We start from the raw sequence: 24,146 nt of genomic DNA, 5'->3' as shown, positions 1-24,146 counted from the left end.
GGCTCGTCTCAATCGCGTCGATAATCATCTTCCAGACGTTTGATGTCGTCTTCTCCGAAGTATGACCCCGTCTGTATCTCGATGAGCTCGAGGGGAATCTGTCCCTCATTCGCCAACCTATGCGGCTTGCCAAGAGGAATGTAGACAGACTCGTTTTCCGTCAACAGGCGCGTTTGATCATCGATGGTGACGGTGGCCGTGCCGCGCACGATGATCCAGTGTTCGGACCGGTGATAGTGCTGCTGGAGCGAGATGCGGTGACCAGGCTCAACCTTTAGATGGCTGACCCGGTAGCGAGGACCGAAGTCGGTCTGCTCTATATGCCCCCAAGGCCGGTAGGCTCGTCTGTGGACTTCTGTTTTCTGCGCATGATCGCTCTCTTTTAGAGCTTCGACGAGACCCTTGACACTCTGGACCCGATCCTTTGGCGTCACGAGAACCGCGTCCTTCGTCGCCACGACGACGAGATCCTTTGCGCCAACCACGGTCGTCAAGATACTGTTGGAGTGGATAAGGCACCCTTCGGAATCGATGAATATCCCCTGCCCTTCGACAGCGTTGTTATCGCCCTGTTTATCGGCAATCTCCCAGATCGCGTCCCAGCTGCCAATATCCGACCAGCGGAAATGACCGCGAACAACCGCCATGCGTTTGGTGTTTTCGATGACAGCGTAGTCGATGGAGTTTTTCGGCGAAGCCTCGAAGCTTTCCTTGTGAAGCCGCACGAAGCCAAGGTCAGCTTCCTGCTCGTCGACCGACCGTGTCACGGCTGCAAGGATTTCCGGAGCGTGGGCTGAAAGCTCCGCAATCATGACATCCGAACGGAAAAGGAAATTACCGGAGTTCCAGAGGTAGCCTTTCTCAACATAGGAGATGGCTGTCTCTTCGTCCGGTTTCTCAACGAAGGCTTCGACTATACACAGGTCTTCGTTGCCGTTGATAGGCTCGCCAGGATTGATATAGCCGTAAGACGTTCGCGGTTCCGTTGGCGTGAGGCCAAACACCACGATGTTGCCCTGTTCCGCAGCTTCGGCACCCAGCCGAACGGCGTCCGAAAACTTGTCATTGTCCAGCACCACGTGATCGGCCGCAAGTGCTAGAACCAGCGACCCTGGCTCACGGCGCTCGGCCAGCACGGCAGCTGCGGCCATGGCTGCGGCACTGTCGCGACGCGCCGGTTCGAGCACGACCGTTGCCGTCATATCCACCTCTTCGGCTTGGCGCCGTGCGAAGAACCGGAAATCTTCATTGGTGATGACGAGCGGCTCGTCGTAGAGCGCTTCATCGCTCACACGCTTCAGCGTCTGCTGGTAGGTCGATAGGCTGCCGACAAGCGGCTGAAACTGCTTCGGCAATTGATCGCGTGATACAGGCCATAGTCTCGATCCCGCCCCGCCTGCCAGAAGTACCGGGATAATCTTTCGAGTGTGTGCGCTCACGTTCTTACCTTTCAATTCCAACTCATATACGTCTTACGGCGGGCAACAAAACACGTGTGGCCATGAATGCCAAGCTTGAGCCGCCCACGCCGCCACAACCTTTTCCTGCATCGGGCAGGCGGATTGCGCGTCGCCGAGACGCTTCAACAACGACGACACTGTGCTGCGGTTCCTCTTAGAACAGGACGGCTAATCGATTGAAGCGTTCGCAATATCCATGTTTTGTCGGATTTATCATGGCGAAAGACACTGAGCGCTTGGCAGCGTCATGAAAAATACAATAACAACGACCACCATTTGATAACCAACAAGAAAAGGTGGGGGCATGTCCGACAAGACGAATTCCAAAACCGACAAGATGTCTGTCACGGATCAGGAAGCGTTGGACTTCCATTCGCAGGGACGACCGGGCAAATTGGAGATAACGCCAACCAAGCCGATGGCGACCCAGCGGGATTTGTCGCTGGCCTACTCACCCGGCGTGGCAGTTCCTGTCAAGGCCATCGCCGAGAACCCCGATACCGCCTACGACTATACGACGCGCGGCAACATGGTTGCAGTCATTTCCAACGGCACGGCCATTCTAGGCCTTGGCAATCTCGGCGCATTGGCATCCAAACCGGTGATGGAAGGCAAGTCGGTTTTGTTCAAACGCTTCGCCGACGTCGATTCCATCGATCTTGAAGTCGATACGGAAGACGCGGATGAATTCATCAATTGCGTGCGCTATCTCGGCCCCTCCTTTGGCGGCATCAATCTGGAAGACATCAAGGCGCCGGAATGTTTCATCATTGAAAGCCGCCTGCGTGAGCTCATGGATATCCCCGTTTTCCATGACGATCAGCACGGTACAGCCATCATCGCTGCAGCCGGTCTCATAAACGCGATTGCGCTGACGGGCCGTGATTTCAATACCACCAAGCTTGTTTGCAATGGAGCGGGTGCCGCCGCCATCGCCTGCATGGACCTGATCAAGGCCATGGGTTTCAATCCGGCAAACATCATCCTATGCGACACGAAAGGCGTTATCTATCAGGGCCGAAGCGAGGGCATGAACCAGTGGAAATCCGCTCATGCCGCAAAAACCGACAACCGAACGCTGGCAGAAGCCATGAACGGCGCGGACGTCGTTTTCGGCCTGTCGCAGAAGGGTGCATTTACCGAAGACATGATCCGCTCCATGGCACCCAAACCGATCATCTTTGCCATGGCGAACCCGGATCCGGAAATCACACCGGAGGAGGTCGCCCGCATCCGGGATGACGCCATCATGGCGACAGGACGCTCCGACTACCCCAACCAGGTCAACAACGTCCTTGGTTTCCCTTACCTCTTCCGCGGCGCGCTGGATGTGCGTGCCAGCCAGATCAACGATGCCATGAAAATTGCCGCCGCCAAGGCGCTGGCCGATCTCGCCCGCGAAGACGTCCCGGATGATGTTGCAGCCGCCTACCAGGGCGTACGTCCACGGTTCGGTCCGCAATACATCATCCCCGTTCCATTCGATCCACGTTTGATCTCGGCAATTCCAGTTGCCGTTGCCAAAGCGGCAATGGAAACGGGTGTCGCACGCCGCGAATTGACCGATCTGGAAGACTATGCGCGCGAGCTCTCGGCCCGCCGCGACCCTATGGCATCGACCACGCAGCGTCTTTACGAGCGCGTCCGTCGTTCTCCAAGACGGGTCGTGTTTGCAGAAGCCGAGGAGGAACAGGTCATGCGGGCGGCTATTTCCTATACCGCACAGGGCCTTGGCACCGCCATTCTGCTCGGCCGCGACGATATCATCCGTGCCAACGCAGAACGTGCCGGGATCGATCTGGAGCGACCGAACATCAAAATCACCAATGCACGCCTGTCAGAGCGCGTCGATACCTACATCGATTATCTCTATGCACGCCTGCAGCGGCAAGGTTTCCTGTTACGCGACGTTCAGCGTCTTGTGCATAATGACCGAAACCATTTTGCCGCTTGCATGGTGGCGCTTGGCGACGCCGATGCCATGGTCACAGGTACGACCCGCAACTATTCGACGGCTCTGGAAGATGTGCGCCGTTGCATCAGCACCAAGCCGGGACACCGTGTCATCGGCGTGTCGCTGGTCGTTTCACGCAATCGAACCGTTTTTGTTGCAGATACTGCGGTTCATGACATGCCTTCGGCCGAGGATCTTGCCGATATCGCCGAGGAAGCTGCAGGATTGGCTCGTCGTTTCGGCTATGAGCCGCGTGTTGCCATGCTTGCCTACTCCACCTTTGGTCATCCAGTGGGGGAACGGTCCGACAAGGTCCGGGAAGCCGTGCGCATTCTGGACAAGCGCAACGTGAATTTCGAGGTGGATGGCGAGATGGCGGCAGACGTTGCGCTGAACCATCACAAGATGCAAAGCCAATATCCGTTCACGCGTCTGTCGGGTGCAGCCAATGTCCTGATCATGCCGGCCATTCACTCCGCATCCATATCGACGAAGATGTTGCAGGAACTGGGAGGCGCAACCGTCATCGGCCCGCTTCTCGTAGGACTTGATAAATCCGTTCAGATTACGTCGATGGGTGCGAAAGACAGCGATATCGTCAATATGGCTGCGATCGCCGCCTATAATTCCGGCGGCTTCTGATAGGGACTGCCACACATCCCCAGTGATTTGTGGCAGCATTGCACTGCGTGCCATGGTTCGGCCACATAGTCCGGTTTGTTCGCTGCCATCGAACAAGCTGGGACAGATTCTGCTGCTTGGAACTAAGACGGACAGGGAATGGCTATCACAGGACACTCGGCAGAAACGGCGCACGGTGAGAGGAAAGCAGGGCTTCGACACAAAGTATTGTTGTGCCTGACGGAAAATCCGAATGCGGTCATCGTGCTGTTTGGCGCCTACTTTCTAGTGCAGACCATCGTGCGCCAGTTGCTCCCCCCTGCCCTGCGGATCGATGAAGCGCAGCAGGTGCTTTTCGCGCAATGGCTCGCGCTCGGTTACGATGCTCAGCCGCCTTTGTACAATTGGTACCAGCACGCTGTTTTCACAATCTTCGGCACCTCGATGGCCACTCTGGCCTTTGCCAAGAACTTCATTTTGTTTCTGACCTTTGCCGTTTACACCAAAACGGCAGAACTGGTTCTCGAGAACAAACGGCTTGTCGTCGTGGCAGCCATGTCGCTGTTCGTGATACCGCAGGTGTTCTGGCAGGCGCAGCGCGACCTCACGCATACAGCCATGCTGATGCTCACCTTCGTGTCGCTCATCTATTGTACCATCAGGCTTATACAACGACCGACCACGATGGGCTATATTCTGGTCGGCTTGGCCGCTGGCCTCGGCATGTTATCGAAATACAATTTCGCCCTTATTCTTCCTGCCCTTCTGGTCGCGGTATGGTTTCATCCCAAAGGGCGCGAAAGGATATTCGATAGACATTTCCTGCTGACACTGGCCATCAGCGTTTTGGTTGTCATACCGCACCTCTTCTGGCTGATCGATAATCTGACCTTCGCCTCTGAGGTGACGTTGAAGCGGATGGCGGAGGATGCACCGGAAAACCGTTTCTTGCAGGTGGCGCGCGGGCTTGGCCGTTTCTTTTCAGGCTCTGCCATTATCGTTGCTCTGCCGACTTTGTTGCTTTGGCTATCCGCCCGGCAGGAAAAGAAGCAACCTACAACCGCAGACAATGTCTGGCTGCGTTTCTTCCTCCACTATTTCGCGGCAGTCGCCATTTCAATGACGCTCGTCATTCTCGCGACGACGATGACGGAACTGCGTGACCGATGGCTGCTACCGTTGCTCCTACCGTTTCCAATTTTGGCGACACTCATTCTTGAGCGACGGGCTTCCGATATAGGACGCGTCTTGGGGAAGTTTATCCCCCTGGCATTCATCCTGATGACACTCGTCCCTGTCGCATTGCTGCTCTCACAACCCGTCACAGCGTTTATGGGCAGAACGTCCAATTCCAACTATGATTGGCAGGCCTTTCGTCGCCACATCGTTGAAGAGGAGAGAATTTCCCCGTCTCTCATCGTCACACCTGACTGGCCCAGCGGCGGAAACTTGCGGTTTGTGTTCAAGACCATACCCGTGGGAACGACGATCTACGACGACTACGATCCCGTCTTCTCGCTCTCGGAGGAGCATCCCGTTCTCCTGGTCTGGACAGGCATTGATGGAGGCGTTGAGCCCTTGACCAGGTGGCTGGGGGATCAATTGCATGCCAAGATCGAGGGCGTTACCGTGTCCAAACTGATTGTGCCATTGTACTTTCCAGTCAAAAACAAGACCCTTCAGTTCAATTACGCAGTCGTGAAACCGTCCAATATCGTCAAACAGTAGCTCCACCAACAGAGCGTGCCCATTGCTGTCGACAGTTTGCATTTAGCCGTGCTACCTGTGTCACATTAGCGATGGGATGGTTGCGATGGATACTTCAGAAAAATGCGACGTGTTGGTCATTGGCGCCGGCATTATCGGTGTGATGTCGGCTCTCTATCTCCAGAATTCCGGCAGACGTGTCACGCTGTTGGAGCGGGAAGACGTTGCCTCGGGCGCAAGCGCAGGCAATGCCGGTATTCTTGCCTTTTCTGAAATCATTCCCATCCCTGCGCCTGGCGTCATGAAAAAAACACCGAAGTGGCTGGTCGATCCACTTGGGCCGCTCAGTATCCCTCCCGCCTATGCGCTGCAGATTGCCCCATGGCTGTGGCGGTTCTGGAAAGCCAGTTCCCCACGCGCCTACCAGCATGGTCTCAATGTGCAAAAAAGCATGATGAAGCTCGCAGCGAGCGAAATGCAGGCCGTCGCGGCAATGCCGGAATTGTCTCACCACGTTTCCAATACGGGAACGCTTGATCTTTACGACAGCCGGGCCAGTTTTGATGCGGCAGGTAGAGACTGGGAGGAAAAAGCAGAGTCCGGCTTTACGTTCTCGCGAGTCGGACGCGACGAGATCGAGCAATTACAGCCCGGGCTGGCACCACACTTCAAGCACGCAATGTATAGCCCCGATGGGATGCAGGTTAGAGATCCCTATGAGTTTACCAAAGCCATCGCTGATCTCGTCATCTCCCGGGGTGCAACAATGCGCAAGGGTGAGGCGAGCGGCATCGCGACCGTCGGCGAGTGCACAATTGTCTCTCTGACCAGCGGTCAGACCATCGAAGCTGACAAGGTGATTGTCGCATGCGGCGCGTGGTCCAAAACACTGGCGGCATCACTCGGAAACATCGTCCCGCTGGAGACCGAGCGCGGTTATAATACGACGCTACCGGTCGGTGCATTCGATTTGACCCGACAGCTTTACTTCAACGACCATGCCTTCGTCGTCACGCCGTTATCATCCGGTATCCGTGTCGGTGGCGCAGTCGAGCTTGGTGGCTTGCATCTACCTCCCAATTTTCGCCGCTCCGAAGCCCTGCTGAAAAAGGCGAGCCGCTTTCTGCCCGGCTTGGACACTGAAGGCGGCAAACAGTGGATGGGCTTCAGACCATCCATGCCGGATTGCCTGCCGGTCATCGGGCCTTCCCGCGCCAGCCGATCCGTCATCTACGCCTTCGGCCACGGACACTTGGGCCTGACGCAGTCAGCTGCCACGGCAAAGCTCGTGACGGAGCTTGTGATGGGCACGGATACATCCGTCTCGATCGACCCGTTCCGAGCCAGTCGCTTTTCTTGATCGCAAAGTAGAAAGGCCCGCTCTTTCGAACGGGCCTTGGCTTTAAATCTCAGACATCAGAACGGTGAATCGGGGAAGTAGAAGCCCTCGGCGTTGTCTTTCGTGACCAAGGTTGCGTCCAGGATATAGGTGCCACGAACGGGGACCTGATCATAGAAGTTGGCGGCTGTCAGCTGCATCGCCGTTGCGACCATGGCTGGCGGATACAATACGTCCACGGGGATCATCTTGTCGCCATCCATGACCTTCTTGATCATGTCCTTCGAGCCAGCACCACCAACGACATATTTGATATCGGTGCGCTTGGCCTGCTCGATCGCCTGCAGAACGCCGACCGCCATATCGTCATCCTGGCACCAGACGACATCGATCTTCGGATATTTCGTCAAATAGTCCTGCATGACTTTGAAGGCATCATCGCGGTTCCAGTTGCCGAACTGGCGGTCAAGGATTTTTACCTTGGAGCCAGCGATACCTTTATCGAAACCATCCTGGCGCTGCTGATCGATGGGGATCGGCAAGCCGCGAATGACGACGACTTCGGCTTCCGGTGTCGTGTCCGCAATATACTTGCCTGCAACTTCGCCCAGCGCCGGGTTGTTACCGGCGACGTAGAGGTCACGGACCGTATCGTCATTGACGCTTGGCGCGCGGTCAACGAGCGCGACGAATTTGCCGTTACCCTTCACTTCCTTGATCGCATTGACGAGAGGATCGGGGTCGGACGGCAGAATGACAAGCGCGTCGATGCCTTGCGTTTCCAAATCCTGCACGGCATTTGCCTGGGTCGCGGCATCCGGCGATGTCTTGACGATGACATTGAGGCCGGGATGTTCCTGCATCAAGAGCTTCGCGACACGCTCTGCATGATACACCACACCAGCTGTCCAGCCATGATCGGCGGCCGGGATGGAGACCCCGATCGTTACCTTTTTATCCTGAGCCTGAACCGCCCCCGAAAGCGCCACCAGCGCCATAGCCATTCCCAACAGTCTCTTTCGCATGTGTTTTCCTCCCACATTTTAAGGTCTTGATTTTCAAAACCGGGCGACCTGTAACCCGGTAACTTTTATGAGCGACGCATCAGCGAGCGCTGGACCAGCATGGCGATGATGATGATCCCGCCCTGGATGGCGCCGATCAGATATTCGCTGATGAAGTTCGACAGCAGCATGATGTTGCCGACGAGTTCGAGAATGAACGCACCGCAGATCGTGCCCCAAACGCGACCAGCACCGCCCTTGAGCGCCGTGCCGCCCACGACGACCGCCGTGATGGCCTGCAATTCCCACATCATGCCCGTTGTTGCCGACGTCGAGCCAAGTCTTGGCACATAGAGAAGAACGGCGATGGCGACGCAAAGGCCTTGGATGACAAAGGCAATCGTCCTGATACGATTGACCGCAACACCGGAATATTTCGCCACATCACGGTTCGAGCCAACGGCGGTGACGTGACGCCCGTAGCGCGTGCGGTAGAGAATAAAGGCAGCGATGGCGGTCACGACCAGAATAGCCAGAATGGGAAGCGGCAATCCCAGGAAAGACCCGAAGTAGACAGGACGATACATGGCCTGCAATTGTGGCTCACGCAGCGTGATTGCGCCGCCTTGCGACAGCCAAGTCGTCAGCCCGCGGTACACGCCCATGGTGCCGAGCGTGGCAATGAAGGGTTCGATCTTCCCGACCGTCGTGATCAAGCCGTTGGCAAGACCGCAGAAAGCACCCGCCACCAGCGCAAAGACGACGGCCAGGATGAGCATCAAAGCAGGGTCCGCGACGATGCTGGAATTCATCAGCAGGATCATGAGACTTGCGACGAAAGCAACCATGGAGCCGACAGAGAGATCGAGGTCTCCAGCGGAAATCACGAAGGTCGCGCCCACTGCGATAATCGCGATGAACGCACTTCGTGTCGCCACATTGGCGAGATTATTGATGCTGATGAAATTCGGATTGACCATCGCTCCGACGATCAACAGTAGGAACAAGGCGACAAAGGGCGCGACCGCGCGCAGATCTATGTCGCGAAGCGATCGCCCTGCCTTCTTCTCCTTGCTCTCTTCACTTACGCTCATACCCAAAACAGACCTCCCAACCTGTCACACCGGTCATCGACCGTTCGCTATGCAGCGGCCTTGGTTTTCAATCCGGCCGCATAGCGCATGATTTCCCGTTCATTGATTTCGTCGCCTTCCAGAATGCCGACAAGACGCCCTTCGCGCATGACGGCAACCCGGGTGCATAGCCCGATGACCTCCTGCATTTCGGACGAGACCACGATGACCGAATGGCCATCGCGCGCCAAAGCCGAAATGAAATGATAGATTTGCTGCTTCGTCCCCACGTCGATGCCGCGGGTGGGTTCATCGATGATGATGATCTTCGGCTCGGTTTCCATGACCTTGGCCAGCAGCAGCTTCTGCTGGTTGCCGCCTGACATGCGGCCCACAACCACGCTGCCATCCCGCACCCGGATATCGAAACGGCGTCGCGCCCTTTCGAGCGATCTGGCCTCGCTGGAGGCGCTGAGATAACCGAATTTGCCGTGTCGCTCCAGCGATTGAAGGGTCAGGTTCAAACCCATGCCAGCGCTTAAGAGAAGGCCCTTGGATTTGCGGTCCTTCGTCATGTAGGCAAGACCGGCAGCAATCGAAGCATGAAGATCATAAGGCGGCAACACTTGCCCATTGGCATGAACATCGCCAGCTGAGCGAGCCCTCAGTCCCACGATGGCTTCCGCAAGCTCCGTGCGGCCGGATCCGATCAGGCCAGAAAACCCGATGATCTCGCCCTTTCGAAGGTCGAAACTGACATCCTGCACATAACGGGTCGACAGGCCACTAACTGTTAGAACGATCTCTTCGTCCACATCCGGTTCACGCTTGGCAGGGTAAAGGCTCGATAGCTCTCGCCCGACCATCAATTGGGCGATGGCCTCGCCATCGAGCATGGCTGTCGGCGCTGTCTTCACCCAGTGGCCATCACGAAGGACTGTCACACGATCCGTCAGTTCCATCACCTCATCCAGTTTATGCGAAACGAAGACGAAGCTCGTGCCCTTGTCCCGTAGTTTTCGAACCTGCTGGAAGAGATAATTCGTTTCGTCGCGCGACAGAACGGCGGTCGGCTCATCCATGAAAACGATACGCGCGTCGCGACTGATGGCCTTGGCAATTTCCACCATCTGCTTTTCAGCGATAGACAATGTGCCGATCAGCGCATTTTCATCCACGTGACAGCCGAGTTCGTCGAGAACGCGTCTGGCCTCAGCTCGCATTGCCCTGCGATCAAGAACGCCGAAGCGCGTCACCTCTCGCCCGAGAAAAAGACTTTCGGCAACGGTCAGGTGTTCCGCAAGATTGAATTCCTGGTGGATGATGACAATCCCGAGCGCTTCGGCAGCGCCATTTGCAGGCAGCTTTACCGAACGGCCATCAAGAAGAATTTCACCGGAGCTCGGCTGTTCGAAACCGGAGAGCACCTTAACGAGCGTGGATTTTCCAGCGCCATTTTCGCCCATGAGTGCATGTATTTCGCCCCTCTTCAGCTCGAAATTGACGCTGAAAAGAACTTGCACACCATTGAATGATTTGGAAATTCGGCGTGCCGACAGCACGATGTCTCCGCCATGTGCGGTGCTGTTTTCCATGGTACCCCTCCCCAGGCAGTTCCCATCTGTCTAACGCCGATGTAAACCTTTACACTGATAATGTAAAGGTTTACATTAGCATCATCGCAGGGATTTGATCGATCGTATTTGACGGATGATCAAGTCCGTGTAGTGTCCGGTCGCGCACCTATTCGAGGCCCTGATTGTCGATTCCCTCATCCGCTACGATTGAAGACGTTGCCCGAATTGCGGAGGTATCCATCGCAACGGTGTCGCGCGCTATTCATATGCCTGAAAAGGTAGCGAATTCCACGCGGCTGAAGGTCAATCAGGCGATTGCAGTCACAGGCTACACCACGAACGCGATGGCGCGCAGTCTCAGGCTCGGCCGCTCCAACATGATTCTCGTGGTTGCACCTGACATCGGCGACCCGAATTTTTCCAACATTCTTGTCGGACTTGAGAACGAAGCTCGCGCGCATGGTTACGGCATCCTTATCGGCCATACACAAAACGATGCACAGCGCGGCCTGGAATATCTGAAATTCCTCAATTCGAACCAGGCTGCAGGGCTTATTCTCTTCACAGGCATTTTGCCGTTTGGCCATCAGGCCATGACGGCGCGGCTACCGCCAAGCGTGGGCGTCTTCGAACCGATCTACAACGGTGGCATTCCCTATGTCGGCGTCGACGATATGGCCGGTGCGCGGAAGATTGTCGATATGCTGATCGCGGAAGGTCATCAGCGCATCGCTTTCATCGGCGATTCGAGAACCCGCCTAGCCTATGGCAGGCGACGTGAGGGGTTTGACGAGGGGATGAAAGGTGCAGGCCTGACCGCGGTCAAAGACCTCGTGATCGAGGGGGATGGCACACTGGAAAGCGGGCGGCTCGCGGTGGAACAGATGTTCATGCGCGACAATTTGCCGACCGCGTTCATGTGCGTGAACGATCAGACTGCCATCGGTGTCATGATCGGCCTTACCGCGCGTGGCTACGACATTCCACGCGATTTTTCCGTGACCGGCTTTGACGACATTCCTCAGGCTGTTTTCATGTCACCGGCGCTGACGACCATTCGCCAGCCTCGAACATCCATTGGCAAACACGCCATGGCTTTGCTTCTGGACCTCCTGGACGGAAGACAGCCAGATGAGCCCGAGATATTGCTGAGCCCGGATCTCATCGTGCGCAACTCCGTCAGCGGGCCTGCGCGGCGCGGTTAAGCGCAGAGCGCGCATCAACTCTAAAAGCAGTCGGCGCTATCAGTAGGTTTCACGCAGGGCCAGTTCGTCTTGCTGCGAAGCGGCCCAGAGTCCGGCTTGGACGGCACCCTGAAACTCCATGATTTCCTGGCGCATGGCGACATCGTCATAACCGAGGCCGGTCAAATGAGCGGCAAGAGCCCTGCACTCAGTGCGCCAGAAGAGATTTGCCTCTTCTCCGTGCAAGTGTTCAAGCATCTGAACACAGCGCTTGATGTCTACGACGCGATTTTTGGCGGGAAACGCAATTACTTCAGAACGCTCTGTCACACGCACACCTTACTGCTTCGGGAATCAACATCCTATGTTTACCTGCCGCATGGTTAACGAAGTCTACAGACGCCCGATTATGATCCAACTGGCACTGCGTTTTCTGAGGTTTGCCAGCATCCCAAGGGTAAATATCGTGATAAGGGAAACCGGTATTCATATGCTCTTAACTGTAATCGACGCCCGCGTTTACTGAGGCTCGACATCACCAACAGAGCCTGGTCAAAAATTTGCGCAAATTTTACCATTAAAGATCACCAAAATTTCATTCTGCGCGCTTTAAGAGAAGTATAAGCATATTGAACGGACTTTGATTCCGTAATATACTGCATTCAAAAGAAACGAATAAAAAAGCATGACTCAATCATGAGCGAATGCTTGGCGGAGGAGAAACCCATGTACGCGCCGCGCGTTTTCATCAGCATGATTTGTGCTTTGCTGTCGTTTGCAGTAGCAACATATTTTATCTATGGGTCTTTCTACACCGCCGTCGTGCAGACCATACTCTGTCTTATCATTATACAGGTCGGCTACTTCGCCGGTATCGTTTTTCTAGTTGCAAAAGAAAAGCGACGTATGCGCGAAACCTTGGGCTTTAAGACGGATGCGCCCATTCTGCCTGAAACATCCATCGCCGACAGCATCACGGTTGTCGCGCCTCATCGCGCCAAGCTGAGCGACTTTTAACGGCGGCACCCCTCGCCACGCCTTTTCGCAGATGCGAAATAATACCCGCCTCTCCATATCTCTGACATTTTCTACGTTGAAAAAACATCGACGTAACAAAGCAGGGAAACCGCATGGCCTCGGGTTTACAATCCATTTGTGTAATCATCGCCGCAAAAAACGCTTCTGATACGATCCGAACCGCTATTGTTTCGGCCTTGTCAGAGCCGGAAGTTGCCGAAGTCGTCGTGATCGACGACGGTTCGACAGACGCGACGGCGGTCGTGGCGCAGGCCTGCGACGATGGAACCGGTCGCCTGAAAATCGAGCGATTCGATGTCAATCGCGGACCATCTGCGGCTCGCAACCACGCGATATACATTTCGACATCCCCTCTGATAAGCATTCTCGATGCCGATGACTTTTTCTTCAAGGGCCGCTTTGCAGCAATGCTGGAAACCGACGACTGGGACCTCGTTGCTGACAATATCGCTTTCATACAGCAATCGGTGGCAGGCGCATCTTCCATGCTGCCTGCTCGATTTGCCCCTGAAGAACATTTTCTCGAGCTGGCGGAATTCGTTGAAGGCAACATTTCTAAGCGCGGCGTGGAGCGTGGCGAAACGGGATTTTTGAAGCCGGTCATTCGCCGCAACTTTTTGGAAAAACACGGACTTCGCTATGACGAGGCTTTGCGGCTGGGTGAAGATTACGAACTTTACGTTCGTGCACTCGCCTGCGGCGCTCGTTATAAGGTCATCCGCAATTGCGGCTACGGCGCCATCGTTCGTGGGAATTCTTTGAGTGGAAGCCACCGCACGGACGATCTGAGACAGCTCTTTGAAGCCGACCGCCGCATCTTGTCTGACTACACGTTAAAAGAAGACGAGAGAGCGGTTCTAGAAGAACACGAGCGCCACATTCGCGAAAAGTTCGAACTGCGTGATTTTCTGGATGCAAAATCAAAAGGTGGTATCGGAGCGGCGCTGAGCCACGCACTCAATCGCCTGCCTGCTGTCCCCGCTATCATACAAGGGATAGTCCGCGACAAGACCGCTCGTTTCCAAAAAAAGCCGCAACAGGTTGCGGATATCCGGTATCTGCTAAGAGCAACGCCGCTTGGGTCTTGAAACCAAGCGGCGCCTCCCTATCAGAAGTAGTCTTTTTTGATGGTTTCCAGCACGGCCTGAAAGCGCTGTTTGCGCTCTTCGAGCCGACCATCGGGGCTGAGGCGCGGTTCGGCGCGACTTGCCTGCCAAAGTGCCAAGGTCGATGGCGCGGCAAGCACTTGTTTCGCCAGCTTTCGAAGAGAGCGCTGCTCCTCTTGCGGACGAACGAGAACTTCACTGTCATGGGCGTGAGGTGTTGATGCCTGTTCAACGACCACAGGGGGCGGTGGCGGCGGCGGAAAGCTCATTCCCCAGAACTTGGAGCCCTTCTTCGCCGCTTCGGCGCGTGTCGAAACCGGAACATAGCGCGGCTCGTACTTGACACCGACGCTGCCCGCCCAATCGCTCCACTTGAAGCTGTTGATGGATGTCGACGTGCTGACGGCGACCCATGGCACGCGGAAGGCATCTGCCAGAATGGCACCATGCATGGACTCGGCCACGATGAATTCCGATTGTGCGATGTGCTTAATAACCGCCTTGGCCTCTCCACGAGGATCAAGATAGGTCAAGCCTGCTGGTTCGCAAACGGTTTCCCACATTCCGAATTCCGCTGATTCCCAATGGGGGACGAAGGTCTTCTTATGGAGTTTGGGCAGATTTTTGAAGTCCGGCATATCGGTGACCATGACAGCAGGATCGACAATGCCCATTTCGGGTGGAAGGCCGAGCTTTCCAGCGGTCATTTCGCCGCGAACGCAACGTATGTCCCAAAGCTCGCGATTGGAAATATCCGGAACGGCACCATAACCGTAACCGCTACCAATAATTAGTTTGCGCTGCGTTGGGGGAAAGAGAACATCGTTCAAAACGGTGCCGACTCCCACCAGCAGAACATCCGGGTGGACATCGCGCAGACCAGGCAGCAGAAAATCCCAAAGCCAAAGATTGAGGTCATCGCCGAAATTGCCGTGATGCGATTCCCAGTGATAAGGTTTCATGGACTACTCCTGAATAAAAATATTGATAGCAAGCAGGCTCACTTCGGGCGGGCGAATTTGCCCGTTCCCAGTTCGAGCGCTGCACGCAAAATAGCCGGATCACGCATCATCCATTTGAAGAGCAGCCCGAGTTCCGGTGCCTGACGCTGTTTCAGTTTGCCCGCCTGGCTCCAAAGAGCCTGCTTGCGCGCCGTGTTTTTATAAGACGCAATCGAGGCAACGTCGGCTGGACGTTTGGCAAACCGGCTCTGCAACGTATCGAGCGCCACCCAGGTATTGAACTGCTGGCGCAGAAATTCCGGCGACGTATTGTCGATGCTATGGAAGATATTGACGCCCATACCACGCATGGCGCCTGCATCGTCACACAAGAGAGTCCGTTTGGATGCGAGAATGCAGTCGCAGAAAAACAAAACATCTTCTGCTGCAAGGCGCAGCACCGGATCAAACCGTATTGTCTCGAACAACGGCCGACCGATGACCATGCATGACAGATGCAGAAAGCTCCAGTTGCGCAACATCACGGTGGCGAGATTCGGCAACTCGATGATCTTGGGTGATTCCGACAGGCGCACCGCACCCTCGTCGTTTTCCAACTCTGAAATAGCGAAGTGATAATAGAATTCGTCACTCGCCTGCATCGATGCCCAATAGCACTCGCCCCCAAACGTATCGAGGCTGAAAGCCGCATTCTTCAGGTGATCCGGCGTCCACATATCGTCGGAATCGAGGAACGCGACATAGGTCGTTTCGGCCGGTACATGATCCAGCCCGGTGTTGCGCGCACCACCTGGGCCGGCATTCGCCTGCTTAACAACTTTGATGCGCGCCTGTTGGTCTGCGCTCAATTCGGCGATTTCTTTCTCAATCGGATAGGGCGATTCATCATCGACGATGACGAGATCGAAATCCTGAAGGGTCTGGGAAAAAACCGAGGCCAATGCACGGCCAAGTACGCCATGCTGTTTTTGATAATAAGGAATAACGACTGTAAATTTCGCCATTGTTTCGCCCCTTGCGTTGATCAAGAAGTGTCGGGCCCGATAAGAGCGGCCCCGATGAGTGGCTAACCTCCTGCCAGCCCCCACTGGCCTCCAATTATAGGATGCACGTATGCCCCCTGCTCCAAGCGTCAAAACGATTACCACGAATGTCGGCTGGAGCGTATTGTCAAAAACAGGCACATTCGGGCTTAAGTTTGTCACGGTGCCAATTCTCGCCCGATTGCTGACACCTGAGGAATTTGGCGTCGTCGCCGTCGGATTGACGGTGGTTCAGTTCCTGACGATGATCGCGGGTGCCGGACTGACATCTGCGCTGATCGTTGAGAAGGAAGAGGATATGGACACGATCCATACAGTCTTCTGGGCGAATCTCGCGATTTCCTGCACCATGGCAGCCATTCTTTATTTTGGCGCGGAGTTTTTTGGCGAATTGCTGGGCGCGGTCGAAAGCGCCTATCTCCTGCGGATCATGGCCTTCCTTATTCCCTTGCAACTGGCCGGTGACGTCGCCTATTCGCTGTTGGCGCGGCGTATGAATTTCAGCAAAGACGCCATCTGGAGCATGACCTCGGAAAGTGCCGCCGCTATCCTCGCTGTCGTTCTCGCATTTTCCGGCTTCGGTGTCTGGGCGCTGATTATTCAGCTGTTTGCGGCAGCTCTCATTCGCCTAGTCGGTCTTTATGCCGTCTCTCGCTACAAACCCGCCTTTGTCATGAAGCCAAAGCGCCTCGTCCCGTTGCTGGGTTTCAGCTCCGGCCTGATGGGATCCGAGATCGCAAATTTCGTAACCTTCCAGTCGCCCATGGTCATCATCGCCCGCTATCTCGGTCTGGCCGATGCGGGTGCTTATTCCGCGTCTAACCGTTTCGCCAGTATTCCGAACCAGGTGGTCCTGTCCGCCGTGATGGGCGTTCTGTTCCCGGCCTTCAGCCGCATGATGGATGACAAAAATCGTCGGCGTGAAGCGCTGATGTTCAGCACGCAGGTTCTAACCGTCCTCTTGGCACCGATGATGTTCGGGCTTTGGGCTGTTGCTGAGCCCGCCATGCTGGTCATATTTGGTCCCAACTGGGCTTATGCCTGGCCGGTCCTAGGACTTCTCGCGCTGTCCAAGGCGATCCTCACACCCTGCAGCACCTTCATTCCTTACCTTAAAGGTGCGGGATATGGTCGGGTGCTGTTCTGGTCTGCTGCAATTCGCGCTGGCGTCACCACCGCCGCAGTCTGGCTTGCAGCAACATACGGCACGCTGATCGACGCCATGGTGTGGCTGTGCATCGTCAACGCGGTGACACTCGTCGCCTATTCCTGGACAGTCTTCCGTGCCAGTGAAACCCCGCTTCTCCAAGGCATGTATGTTAGCAGCAGACCAATGATCACCGCCTTTATCATGGCGCTGGCGGTGCGCTATATTCTGCACGTCTTCGAGGGCAGTCTTCCCCACGCCTATATGCAGGTTCTGGTTGGAGGTGCCGTTGGGGGTACCATATACGCCGTGCTGATACTGCTGACGGAAAGGGCGCTTTTACGCAAAATCCTTGATCTTGTGCTTGATCGCAAGGCAAAAATGGCAGTTCCAGAGCCAGCCTGACCCAGAATTCCTTTTGCCACAAAGCGGCCCGTTTTGAGATCTTCACCTCGCCCGGCATTGCAACCGATCGATGATATTTTTTGCAGTGCAGCAATTTTAATGAGAGACGTTAAGAGGTTATCCATCATGCGAAAATCATACCGAATTTCAATATTTTCAATATAAATCAACTATTTACAGATTAACCTAAAATTGCATCTGCGTATCTACACAGATTCACCCGTGAGATTTCTGCGGAACTTTTGCCGCGTCGCCACATTTTGCCCGTAACTAAAACCGAGACTCCGGCCTCGAGCTTACGTTCGTTCTGGTTGTAACGCGGTGGAGGGAGACGCCGCCCAATAAGGGTAACCGACGTGACTTTTGATCAGAACCTATCCTCCCGTATCAATTTGATGCGCATCGTTTTGATATCCGGTATTGTGTTCGTGCATGTGCCGCACAATCCCGAGACCAGCCCGTTTTTGGGCGTTTATGGTTTTTTTGACTGGATTCGCGTGTTTTTGGGTGACACGCTGTTTCGCATCGGCGTTCCGTGCCTGAGTGCGATTTCCGGTTATCTGCTTTTCAGACGAGGTTTGAAAACCTTCGACTATTTGGCGACAATCAAGTCCAAGGCAAGAACCGTTTTGCTGCCGTTCATCTTGTGGAACGGGCTTTTGTTTTTAGCCGTGCTTTTGATGCAGCGCTTCGATGTCGGCGACGGATATTTTCCGGATTTGTGGAATGCGACGACCCGCGAAATCATGAGTCATGGCGCTGCCATCGAAGAATTCCCTGTCAACGTTCCGCTCTACTTCCTGCGCGACCTCTTCGTCTGCATTCTGCTTTCGCCGATCCTTGCCTTCTTGGTTCATCGTTTTCCGCTACCGACGCTTGCTGTCCTTCTCGTGTTGACGGCGATACCGGATCTTACGCTTTGGATCGTCCAGAAGAAGTCCATTCTGTTCAGCTTCTCGCTCGGCATTGCACTTGCGCTTCATAAGGTCGATTTGAAGACACTCGACCCGTATGCTGGCCGCATCACACTTGCCGTGATGGTCGCGGCAACGCTGTTGGCAACTGGCCTGTACTTTACCGGGCCAGAATTCACATTCGAGTTGAATCTCTTGCGAAATCTGCTGGCGGTTTTCGGTGCTGTCGGCCTGTGGGCTTCGTCCTCCATCATGATCGAAAGCCGGGCGGGACGTCGACTGTCACAGACTGGCAGCCTCAGCTTCTGGATTTTCTGTGCCCACTACCCGCTTCTCGTCATCATGTGGATGATCTGGAACAAGAGTGGTACGGATTTCTACCCGGCATTCTATATCGGTGCTGTGCTGTTGTCCTTCGTCATTCTGATCGTGACAAATGCCCAGGTACGATCCAGGCTTCCAGCGCTCTATGCTGTGCTCACGGGAAGCCGCAGCGGCAAACCAAAAAGCCAAATCCCCCTTACCTCGACTGCGTCGGCGACACCAAACCCAACATCCGCCGAAACGGCCTACTCGCAAGGACACAGGTGACACAATGACCGCATCTATTACACGCTTTCAGTCGCGCCTGATCACGTCTGCCATGCTCGCGCTCAGCCTCAGCGCCCCCGCTGCACTGGCACAGGAAAACAACGGCAAATCCTTTATCGAGACATTCGACAGCATGGACCGCTCCTTTTGGTACGTGTCCGATGGTTGGAACAACGGTCCGCACCAAAATTGCACGTGGTCCAAAAAGCTGGTGAAGTTCGAGGGCGGGCAGTTGCAGCTCGGCTATCAGGAAGGCAAAGCTGGTGACCGCAATTACTCCTGCGGGGAAATCCAGACCAAAGGCCGTTATCGCTACGGCACATATGAGGCCCGCATCAAGACCGCGACCGGATCAGGTCTGAACTCGGCGTTCTTCACCTATATCGGGCCAACCGACAAAAAGCCTCACGACGAAATCGACATGGAAGTTCTGGGCAAGAACACAGCTCAGGTCCAGCTGAACCAATATGTGTCTGCCAAGGGTGGCAATGAAAAACTGGTCGATGTCGAAGGCGGCGCAGACAAAGGTTTCAACGACTACGCCTTCGTTTGGGAACCTCAGCGTTTGCGCTATTACGTGAACGGAAAAATGGTCCACGAAGTAACGGATGCATCGAAAATCCCGCAGAATCCGCAGAAGATTTTCTTCAGCCTGTGGGGAACAGACACCTTGAAGAGCTGGATGGGCAAGTTCGCCTATAGCGGCCCGACCATCATGAGCGTCGATCGGATGGCCTTTACGGCACTTGGTGATAAATGCCAATTTCCTGAATCCGTCGCCTGCGTGTCAAACTGACGCGACGACACGCCAGTAGACTGCATTTACCGATCGTTTTCTCAGGGCCTTTTTAATGACGCATGTTCTCTATCTCGCTCATGACCTAGCCGATCCGGCCATTCGCCGGCGGGTCATGACGTTGCAGGCGGGTGGAGCAACGGTCAGCCTCGCAGGGTTCACGCGCGGCGAAAACAAGCTCGCGACCATAGACGGCATCACCCCGATCGTGCTGGGAGAGACTGCCGATGGACGGTTCGCCCAACGCATCATGGCGGTGGTAAAATCGAGCTTTTCCCTGAAAAGCCTTTTGAAAAACGTGACAAAGCCCGACGTCATCATCGCACGTAACCTCGAGATGTTGGCGCTATCTCGGCGTGCGTCGAGCATCTACGGACGCGAGGTGCCCGTCGTTTATGAATGCCTCGACATTCACCGGTTGCTTCTGAACGAAGGCCCGGCTGGAAAGATTGTGAATGCCGCACAGCGCTATTTCGCCAAGGGCGCCAAGCTTCTGATCACGAGCTCACCTGCATTCGTCAGCCAGTATTTTGTCCCCCGCTCTGGTCTGGCCTTGCCGGTGCTGCTGCAGGAAAACAAGGTTCTGATGCTCGATGGATCGCAGGCTGAGATCACACCCTCTCCACGCGCTCCGAAGGCAGGCGAGCCTTGGAAAATCGGCTGGTTTGGCGCGCTGCGTTGCCGAAAGTCGCTTGAGATTTTAGCCGATTTTGCAAAGCGGATGGACGGCAAGGTGGAGATTATTCTGCGCGGTCGTCCGGCCCAGTCCGAATTTGACGATTTCGACGGTTTCGTTGCCAATGCGCCCTATCTGAGTTTCAAGGGGCCCTACAAGAACCCGGAGGACCTGGCGTCGATCTATAATGACGTGCATTTCACATGGGCGATAGACTTCTTCGAAGAAGGACAAAACTCAAGCTGGTTGTTACCCAACAGGCTTTACGAGGGATGTCTTTACGGCACTCTTCCCATTGCGGTGGCGGGAACGGAAACGGCCCGTTTTTTAGAGGCCAAAAACATCGGGCACATTCTTCCAGTTGCGAACACTCAGACGCTTGAGGCACTCTTTCTGAACATGGACGACCAGGCCTACCTCCAGTCGTTTCAAAATCTCGCATCCATCGATCGCAACCAATGGGTCACGGATATCAAGGACTGTGCTCAACTCGTTCACAAACTCGCTTCTCTGGCAGCGCCGCACAATGGCCGCGCCGTAGCAGCGAAACTCTCAACTGCTTGACGGGGGTCATAGCCATGAAGTCACACATTATTCCAGACGTGAAGACATTGATCGTTATTCCATGCCTCAACGAGGCGCGGACGATCGACGACCTGTTGCTGAAATTTTCCAGCACCTTGAACAATGCAGAAGACCGCATCATCGTGGCTGATGGTGGAAGCACCGATGGGACGCGTGATATCGTCGCGAAGTTTTCCATGCAGGACCCTCGCATCATTCTGCTGGCCAATCCCAAGCGTATTCAAAGCGCCGGGATTAATCTGGCAGTCGAGATGTTTGGTGACGGATATGACTATCTCATTCGCATCGACGCGCATGGCGATTATCCAGACGATTACTGCCACAGCCTGCTGGAAGACGCCGTCAAAACCAATGCTGATTCCGTTGTCGTTGCTATGGACACTGTGGGCCACGGTACCTTCCAGAAGGCTACGGCTATCGCGCAGAATTCCAAGCTCGGCAATGGCGGCTCGAAACACCGTGAGGGGGCGAAAGGCCACTGGATCGATCACGGTCACCACGCTCTCATGCGTATCTCCGCCTTCACCACGGTCGGCGGCTACGATGAAAGCTTCAGCCACAACGAGGACGCGGAACTGGACTTTCGGCTGCGCAAGGCCGGGTTCCGCATCTGGATGACCGACAAAACGCGCATGACCTATTACCCCCGCGCCAATGTCCGGCCGCTGTTCAAGCAATATATGGCCTATGGTCGTGGACGCGCGAAAAACCTGCTGAAACATCGCTCTCTACCGAAAATCCGTCAGATGATTCCGTTGGCGGTCATGCCGGTTGCGCTTTTTGCGCTGCTGGGCGTCTTTCACTGGATCGCGCTCGTACCCTTATGCCTTTGGATCGCCGCATGCCTGGGCTATGGGCTCTGGATGGCCATTGCGCAGAAAAACTCTTACGGCCCACTGGCAGCTTTTGCTGCGATGGTTATGCACTTTGCGTGGTCAACCGGTTTCTGGCTTGAGTTGGCGGGGTCTTTCGGCACCCCGGCACCGATGACGAGAAAGGCGATCTCATGAACAGCACGGCCCTTGCTCCGGCGTCCCAGCCTGTCAAAGTGGATATCGGTATCTGCACCTATCGCCGCCCGGCCGTGGTTGCAACGCTCCTGTCGTTGTTTGAGCTGACCGTTCCGAAAGACGTCAACGTTCGCTTGATCGTTGCGGATAATGATGCAGAGCCCAGCGCCAAGGCATCGATCGACAGGTTGCGTGAGACCTCGCCCTTCGAAATCACCTATGTCCATTGCCCGAAATCCAATATTTCGATTGCCCGCAACGCCTGCCTTTCGACCACCGATGCCGATTATTTAGTCTTCATCGATGACGACGAGACCGCGCCTAGGGAATGGCTGGTCGAGCTTCTCAAAACAGCAGATGAGACGGGCGCCGAAGCTGTCTTGGGACCGGTGACGGCAGTTTATAAACCAACCGTGCCCGACTGGATGCGCAAGGGTGATTTCCATTCGACCTTGCCGGTCTGGGTCAACGGCAAGATCATCACCGGCTATACCTGCAACACGCTGCTGCGTATGAAAGCTCCCTCGGTCGCTGGTCGCCGCTTTGCATTGTCTCTTGGGCAAAGCGGCGGAGAAGATACGCATTTCTTTTCCCACATGCATGCTGAGGGTGGACGGATAGCATTTGCCGAAAAGGCTCTGCTTTCGGAACCCGTGCCCGATACGCGTGCCAGCTTCATGTGGCTGGCAAAGCGCCGCTTCCGCTCTGGACAAACGCACGGGAGGTTGCTCGCAGAGAAAAAGCCCGGCATCCGCCGCGTGGTTCAGGTCGTGATTGCCGCTGCCAAAATCATTGCGTGTGCTGGTATGGCGGCGCTGAGTGCCTTTGATCCGGTGCGCCGAAACAAGCAGTTGCTTCGCGTGGCCCTTCACATGGGGTCACTCAGCGGAGCGTTTGGCGTGCGTGAAATCCGCCAATATGGCGCCGTGGAGGCGACGTGATGGAGGCACTGCCACAGCCCGACGTCACCTTTGTCATCGCTGCCTATAATTCTGCCGAAACCATCGTTCCGGCCATAGAGAGTGCATTGGCACAAGATGGCGTGTCGCTGAACGTCATCGTCGTCGATGATAAATCGTCCGACGCCACGCGCGAGATCGTTGGCGCTCTCAGCGAGAAAGACGCACGCGTTCGGCTGATTGCACTTGACCACAATCTTGGCCCGGGCGGCGCACGAAACGCTGGCATCAACGCTGCCATGGGTCGATGGATAGCGGTTCTTGATTCTGATGACTTCATTGAACCCAGCCGCACGGCGCGCATGATCGCTCGCGCTGAAGACGCCAATGCGGAAATCGCTGTCGACAATCTGGACGTTGTCTATACCGATGGCCGACCTAAAGAGACAATGTTTTCGCAAGCCTTTCTGGAGACACGCCGCGTCTTGACGCTTGTGGATTTCATTGCGTCGAACGTACTTTTCCGCTCGACTTTCAATTTCGGCTATATGAAGCCGATGTTCAGGCGTGACTTTCTCGATACGCATAAACTTCGGTTTCATCCGACGCTGCGGATCGGTGAGGACTATCTGCTTTTGGCATCGGCCCTTGCTGTTGGTGGGCTGTGCGTCATAGAGCCCTCGCCCGGCTATGTCTACAATATCCGTGAAGGCTCCATCTCCCGTGTGCTTGAACTGCGCCATGTCGATGCGATGATCGCCGCCGACAGTGAATTCATCGCCAATTATACGCTGCTGCCTGCTGCAAAAGATGCACAGAACCAACGAAGCCGAAGTTTGATTGAGGCACGTCATTTTCTCATGCTGGTATCAAGCATAAAGAGCCGCTCCCTACCCGGTGTCTTGAAGATAGCACTGCGCGATCCGGTGGCGTTGCGGCATTTGCGGATGCCCATCGAAGTGCGTCTCAGGAAGCTACGCGAAGCCATTTTTACATCGTCAGTTGATAGAGGCGTGAAGCGGCAAGCGTCTTGAGCTTGCCTGAACGTACTCACC

The 24,146-nt window shown here is 55.3% G+C and carries 20 protein-coding genes; 13 read left to right on the top strand and 7 right to left on the bottom strand.

All coding sequences use genetic code 11. The annotated features are described in order from the left end of the window. Window positions 1–8 precede the first annotated feature (8 nt). The gene (locus RRU01S_RS05720; protein WP_045229633.1) at window positions 9–1,439 is read right to left on the bottom strand and encodes a mannose-1-phosphate guanylyltransferase/mannose-6-phosphate isomerase; all 1,431 of its coding nucleotides are present in this window, start codon (window positions 1,437–1,439) and stop codon (window positions 9–11) included. A gap of 325 nt (window positions 1,440–1,764) precedes the next feature. Here RRU01S_RS05720 and RRU01S_RS05715 point away from each other — a divergent pair, with 325 nt between their 5' ends. From RRU01S_RS05715 to RRU01S_RS05705, 3 genes are all read left to right on the top strand, one after another. After that, complete coding sequence (locus RRU01S_RS05715) at window positions 1,765–4,056, top strand: NADP-dependent malic enzyme (RefSeq protein ID WP_045229269.1); 2,292 nt, start codon at window positions 1,765–1,767, stop codon at window positions 4,054–4,056. Window positions 4,057–4,194: 138 nt separating this feature from the next. Continuing rightward, window positions 4,195–5,763, top strand: a complete 1,569-nt coding sequence (locus RRU01S_RS05710; RefSeq protein ID WP_081880001.1) for a glycosyltransferase family 39 protein — start codon at window positions 4,195–4,197, stop codon at window positions 5,761–5,763. 85 nt (window positions 5,764–5,848) lie between these two features. After that, window positions 5,849–7,102, top strand: a complete 1,254-nt coding sequence (locus RRU01S_RS05705) for an NAD(P)/FAD-dependent oxidoreductase (protein ID WP_045229631.1) — start codon at window positions 5,849–5,851, stop codon at window positions 7,100–7,102. A 56-nt stretch (window positions 7,103–7,158) separates the two neighbouring features. Here the strand turns inward: RRU01S_RS05705 and RRU01S_RS05700 are convergent, their stop codons facing one another. From RRU01S_RS05700 to RRU01S_RS05690, 3 genes are all read right to left on the bottom strand, one after another. Beyond that, window positions 7,159–8,106, bottom strand: coding sequence for a substrate-binding domain-containing protein (locus RRU01S_RS05700; RefSeq protein ID WP_045229268.1), 948 nt, complete (start codon window positions 8,104–8,106; stop codon window positions 7,159–7,161). Between the two features lie 65 nt (window positions 8,107–8,171). Beyond that, window positions 8,172–9,179, bottom strand: coding sequence for an ABC transporter permease (locus tag RRU01S_RS05695; RefSeq protein WP_045229267.1), 1,008 nt, complete (start codon window positions 9,177–9,179; stop codon window positions 8,172–8,174). Window positions 9,180–9,226: 47 nt separating this feature from the next. Continuing rightward, entirely contained in the window at window positions 9,227–10,753 is a 1,527-nt protein-coding gene (locus tag RRU01S_RS05690) for a sugar ABC transporter ATP-binding protein (protein WP_045229266.1), read from the bottom strand. 164 nt (window positions 10,754–10,917) lie between these two features. Between RRU01S_RS05690 and RRU01S_RS05685 the strand changes: the two genes are divergently transcribed. Then, window positions 10,918–11,940, top strand: a complete 1,023-nt coding sequence (locus tag RRU01S_RS05685) for a LacI family DNA-binding transcriptional regulator (protein WP_045229265.1) — start codon at window positions 10,918–10,920, stop codon at window positions 11,938–11,940. 39 nt (window positions 11,941–11,979) lie between these two features. Here RRU01S_RS05685 and RRU01S_RS05680 read toward each other — a convergent pair whose 3' ends face one another. After that, window positions 11,980–12,249: a DUF6074 family protein gene (locus RRU01S_RS05680; protein WP_045229630.1), complete on the bottom strand. Its 270-nt coding sequence runs from the start codon at window positions 12,247–12,249 to the stop codon at window positions 11,980–11,982. A 396-nt stretch (window positions 12,250–12,645) separates the two neighbouring features. On the opposite strand from RRU01S_RS05680, the gene RRU01S_RS05675 reads away from it, so the two are divergent. Beyond that, the gene (locus RRU01S_RS05675) at window positions 12,646–12,936 is read left to right on the top strand and encodes an exopolysaccharide production repressor protein (protein WP_045229629.1); all 291 of its coding nucleotides are present in this window, start codon (window positions 12,646–12,648) and stop codon (window positions 12,934–12,936) included. A gap of 113 nt (window positions 12,937–13,049) precedes the next feature. Continuing rightward, window positions 13,050–14,045, top strand: a complete 996-nt coding sequence (locus tag RRU01S_RS05670; protein WP_045229264.1) for a glycosyltransferase family 2 protein — start codon at window positions 13,050–13,052, stop codon at window positions 14,043–14,045. Between the two features lie 20 nt (window positions 14,046–14,065). Here RRU01S_RS05670 and RRU01S_RS05665 read toward each other — a convergent pair whose 3' ends face one another. Beyond that, window positions 14,066–15,025 (bottom strand): polysaccharide pyruvyl transferase family protein, encoded by a 960-nt coding sequence (locus RRU01S_RS05665; RefSeq protein WP_045229263.1) that lies wholly within the window; start codon window positions 15,023–15,025, stop codon window positions 14,066–14,068. A gap of 38 nt (window positions 15,026–15,063) precedes the next feature. Beyond that, a complete protein-coding gene (locus tag RRU01S_RS05660; protein WP_045229262.1) occupies window positions 15,064–16,029 on the bottom strand; it encodes a glycosyltransferase family 2 protein in 966 nt (321 codons plus the stop codon). Between the two features lie 109 nt (window positions 16,030–16,138). On the opposite strand from RRU01S_RS05660, the gene RRU01S_RS05655 reads away from it, so the two are divergent. From RRU01S_RS05655 to RRU01S_RS05625, 7 genes are all read left to right on the top strand, one after another. Further along, window positions 16,139–17,620 carry a lipopolysaccharide biosynthesis protein gene (locus tag RRU01S_RS05655; RefSeq protein ID WP_045229261.1) on the top strand — a complete coding sequence of 494 codons (1,482 nt, stop codon included), beginning with the start codon at window positions 16,139–16,141 and terminating at the stop codon, window positions 17,618–17,620. Window positions 17,621–17,976: 356 nt separating this feature from the next. Next, window positions 17,977–19,125, top strand: a complete 1,149-nt coding sequence (locus RRU01S_RS05650) for an acyltransferase family protein (protein ID WP_234791186.1) — start codon at window positions 17,977–17,979, stop codon at window positions 19,123–19,125. A gap of 4 nt (window positions 19,126–19,129) precedes the next feature. Beyond that, a complete protein-coding gene (gene exoK, locus RRU01S_RS05645) occupies window positions 19,130–19,921 on the top strand; it encodes an endo-1,3-1,4-beta-glycanase ExoK (RefSeq protein ID WP_045229259.1) in 792 nt (263 codons plus the stop codon). A gap of 55 nt (window positions 19,922–19,976) precedes the next feature. After that, the gene (locus tag RRU01S_RS05640; RefSeq protein ID WP_045229258.1) at window positions 19,977–21,161 is read left to right on the top strand and encodes a glycosyltransferase family protein; all 1,185 of its coding nucleotides are present in this window, start codon (window positions 19,977–19,979) and stop codon (window positions 21,159–21,161) included. Between the two features lie 14 nt (window positions 21,162–21,175). Next, the gene (locus RRU01S_RS05635; RefSeq protein ID WP_045229257.1) at window positions 21,176–22,192 is read left to right on the top strand and encodes a glycosyltransferase family 2 protein; all 1,017 of its coding nucleotides are present in this window, start codon (window positions 21,176–21,178) and stop codon (window positions 22,190–22,192) included. After that, window positions 22,189–23,133, top strand: a complete 945-nt coding sequence (locus tag RRU01S_RS05630; RefSeq protein WP_045229256.1) for a glycosyltransferase family 2 protein — start codon at window positions 22,189–22,191, stop codon at window positions 23,131–23,133. The genes RRU01S_RS05635 and RRU01S_RS05630 overlap by 4 nt, the downstream gene beginning before the upstream one ends. Then, entirely contained in the window at window positions 23,133–24,125 is a 993-nt protein-coding gene (locus RRU01S_RS05625; RefSeq protein ID WP_045229255.1) for a glycosyltransferase family 2 protein, read from the top strand. Before RRU01S_RS05630 ends, RRU01S_RS05625 begins: the two co-directional genes overlap by 1 nt. Window positions 24,126–24,146 lie beyond the last annotated feature (21 nt).

The organism is Agrobacterium rubi TR3 = NBRC 13261 (assembly GCF_000739935.1).
Classification (GTDB): Bacteria; Pseudomonadota; Alphaproteobacteria; order Rhizobiales; family Rhizobiaceae; genus Agrobacterium; species Agrobacterium rubi.
Note: the sequence above shows the minus strand (reverse complement) of the source record. Positions and strands in the feature narration are given on the sequence as shown.

What these genes read in the sequence shown, in the direction of transcription:
- RRU01S_RS05715 (WP_045229269.1), top strand. Translation starts at nt 1,765, where the DNA reads ATGTCCGACAAGACGAATTCCAAAACCGACAAGATGTCTGTCACGGAT.
- RRU01S_RS05710 (WP_081880001.1), top strand. Translation starts at nt 4,195, where the DNA reads ATGGCTATCACAGGACACTCGGCAGAAACGGCGCACGGTGAGAGGAAA.
- RRU01S_RS05705 (WP_045229631.1), top strand. Translation starts at nt 5,849, where the DNA reads ATGGATACTTCAGAAAAATGCGACGTGTTGGTCATTGGCGCCGGCATT.
- RRU01S_RS05700 (WP_045229268.1), bottom strand. Translation starts at nt 8,106, where the DNA reads ATGCGAAAGAGACTGTTGGGAATGGCTATGGCGCTGGTGGCGCTTTCG.
- RRU01S_RS05695 (WP_045229267.1), bottom strand. Translation starts at nt 9,179, where the DNA reads ATGAGCGTAAGTGAAGAGAGCAAGGAGAAGAAGGCAGGGCGATCGCTT.
- RRU01S_RS05690 (WP_045229266.1), bottom strand. Translation starts at nt 10,753, where the DNA reads ATGGAAAACAGCACCGCACATGGCGGAGACATCGTGCTGTCGGCACGC.
- RRU01S_RS05675 (WP_045229629.1), top strand. Translation starts at nt 12,646, where the DNA reads ATGTACGCGCCGCGCGTTTTCATCAGCATGATTTGTGCTTTGCTGTCG.
- RRU01S_RS05670 (WP_045229264.1), top strand. Translation starts at nt 13,050, where the DNA reads ATGGCCTCGGGTTTACAATCCATTTGTGTAATCATCGCCGCAAAAAAC.
- RRU01S_RS05665 (WP_045229263.1), bottom strand. Translation starts at nt 15,025, where the DNA reads ATGAAACCTTATCACTGGGAATCGCATCACGGCAATTTCGGCGATGAC.
- RRU01S_RS05660 (WP_045229262.1), bottom strand. Translation starts at nt 16,029, where the DNA reads ATGGCGAAATTTACAGTCGTTATTCCTTATTATCAAAAACAGCATGGC.
- RRU01S_RS05655 (WP_045229261.1), top strand. Translation starts at nt 16,139, where the DNA reads ATGCCCCCTGCTCCAAGCGTCAAAACGATTACCACGAATGTCGGCTGG.
- exoK (WP_045229259.1), top strand. Translation starts at nt 19,130, where the DNA reads ATGACCGCATCTATTACACGCTTTCAGTCGCGCCTGATCACGTCTGCC.
- RRU01S_RS05640 (WP_045229258.1), top strand. Translation starts at nt 19,977, where the DNA reads ATGACGCATGTTCTCTATCTCGCTCATGACCTAGCCGATCCGGCCATT.
- RRU01S_RS05635 (WP_045229257.1), top strand. Translation starts at nt 21,176, where the DNA reads ATGAAGTCACACATTATTCCAGACGTGAAGACATTGATCGTTATTCCA.
- RRU01S_RS05630 (WP_045229256.1), top strand. Translation starts at nt 22,189, where the DNA reads ATGAACAGCACGGCCCTTGCTCCGGCGTCCCAGCCTGTCAAAGTGGAT.
- RRU01S_RS05625 (WP_045229255.1), top strand. Translation starts at nt 23,133, where the DNA reads ATGGAGGCACTGCCACAGCCCGACGTCACCTTTGTCATCGCTGCCTAT.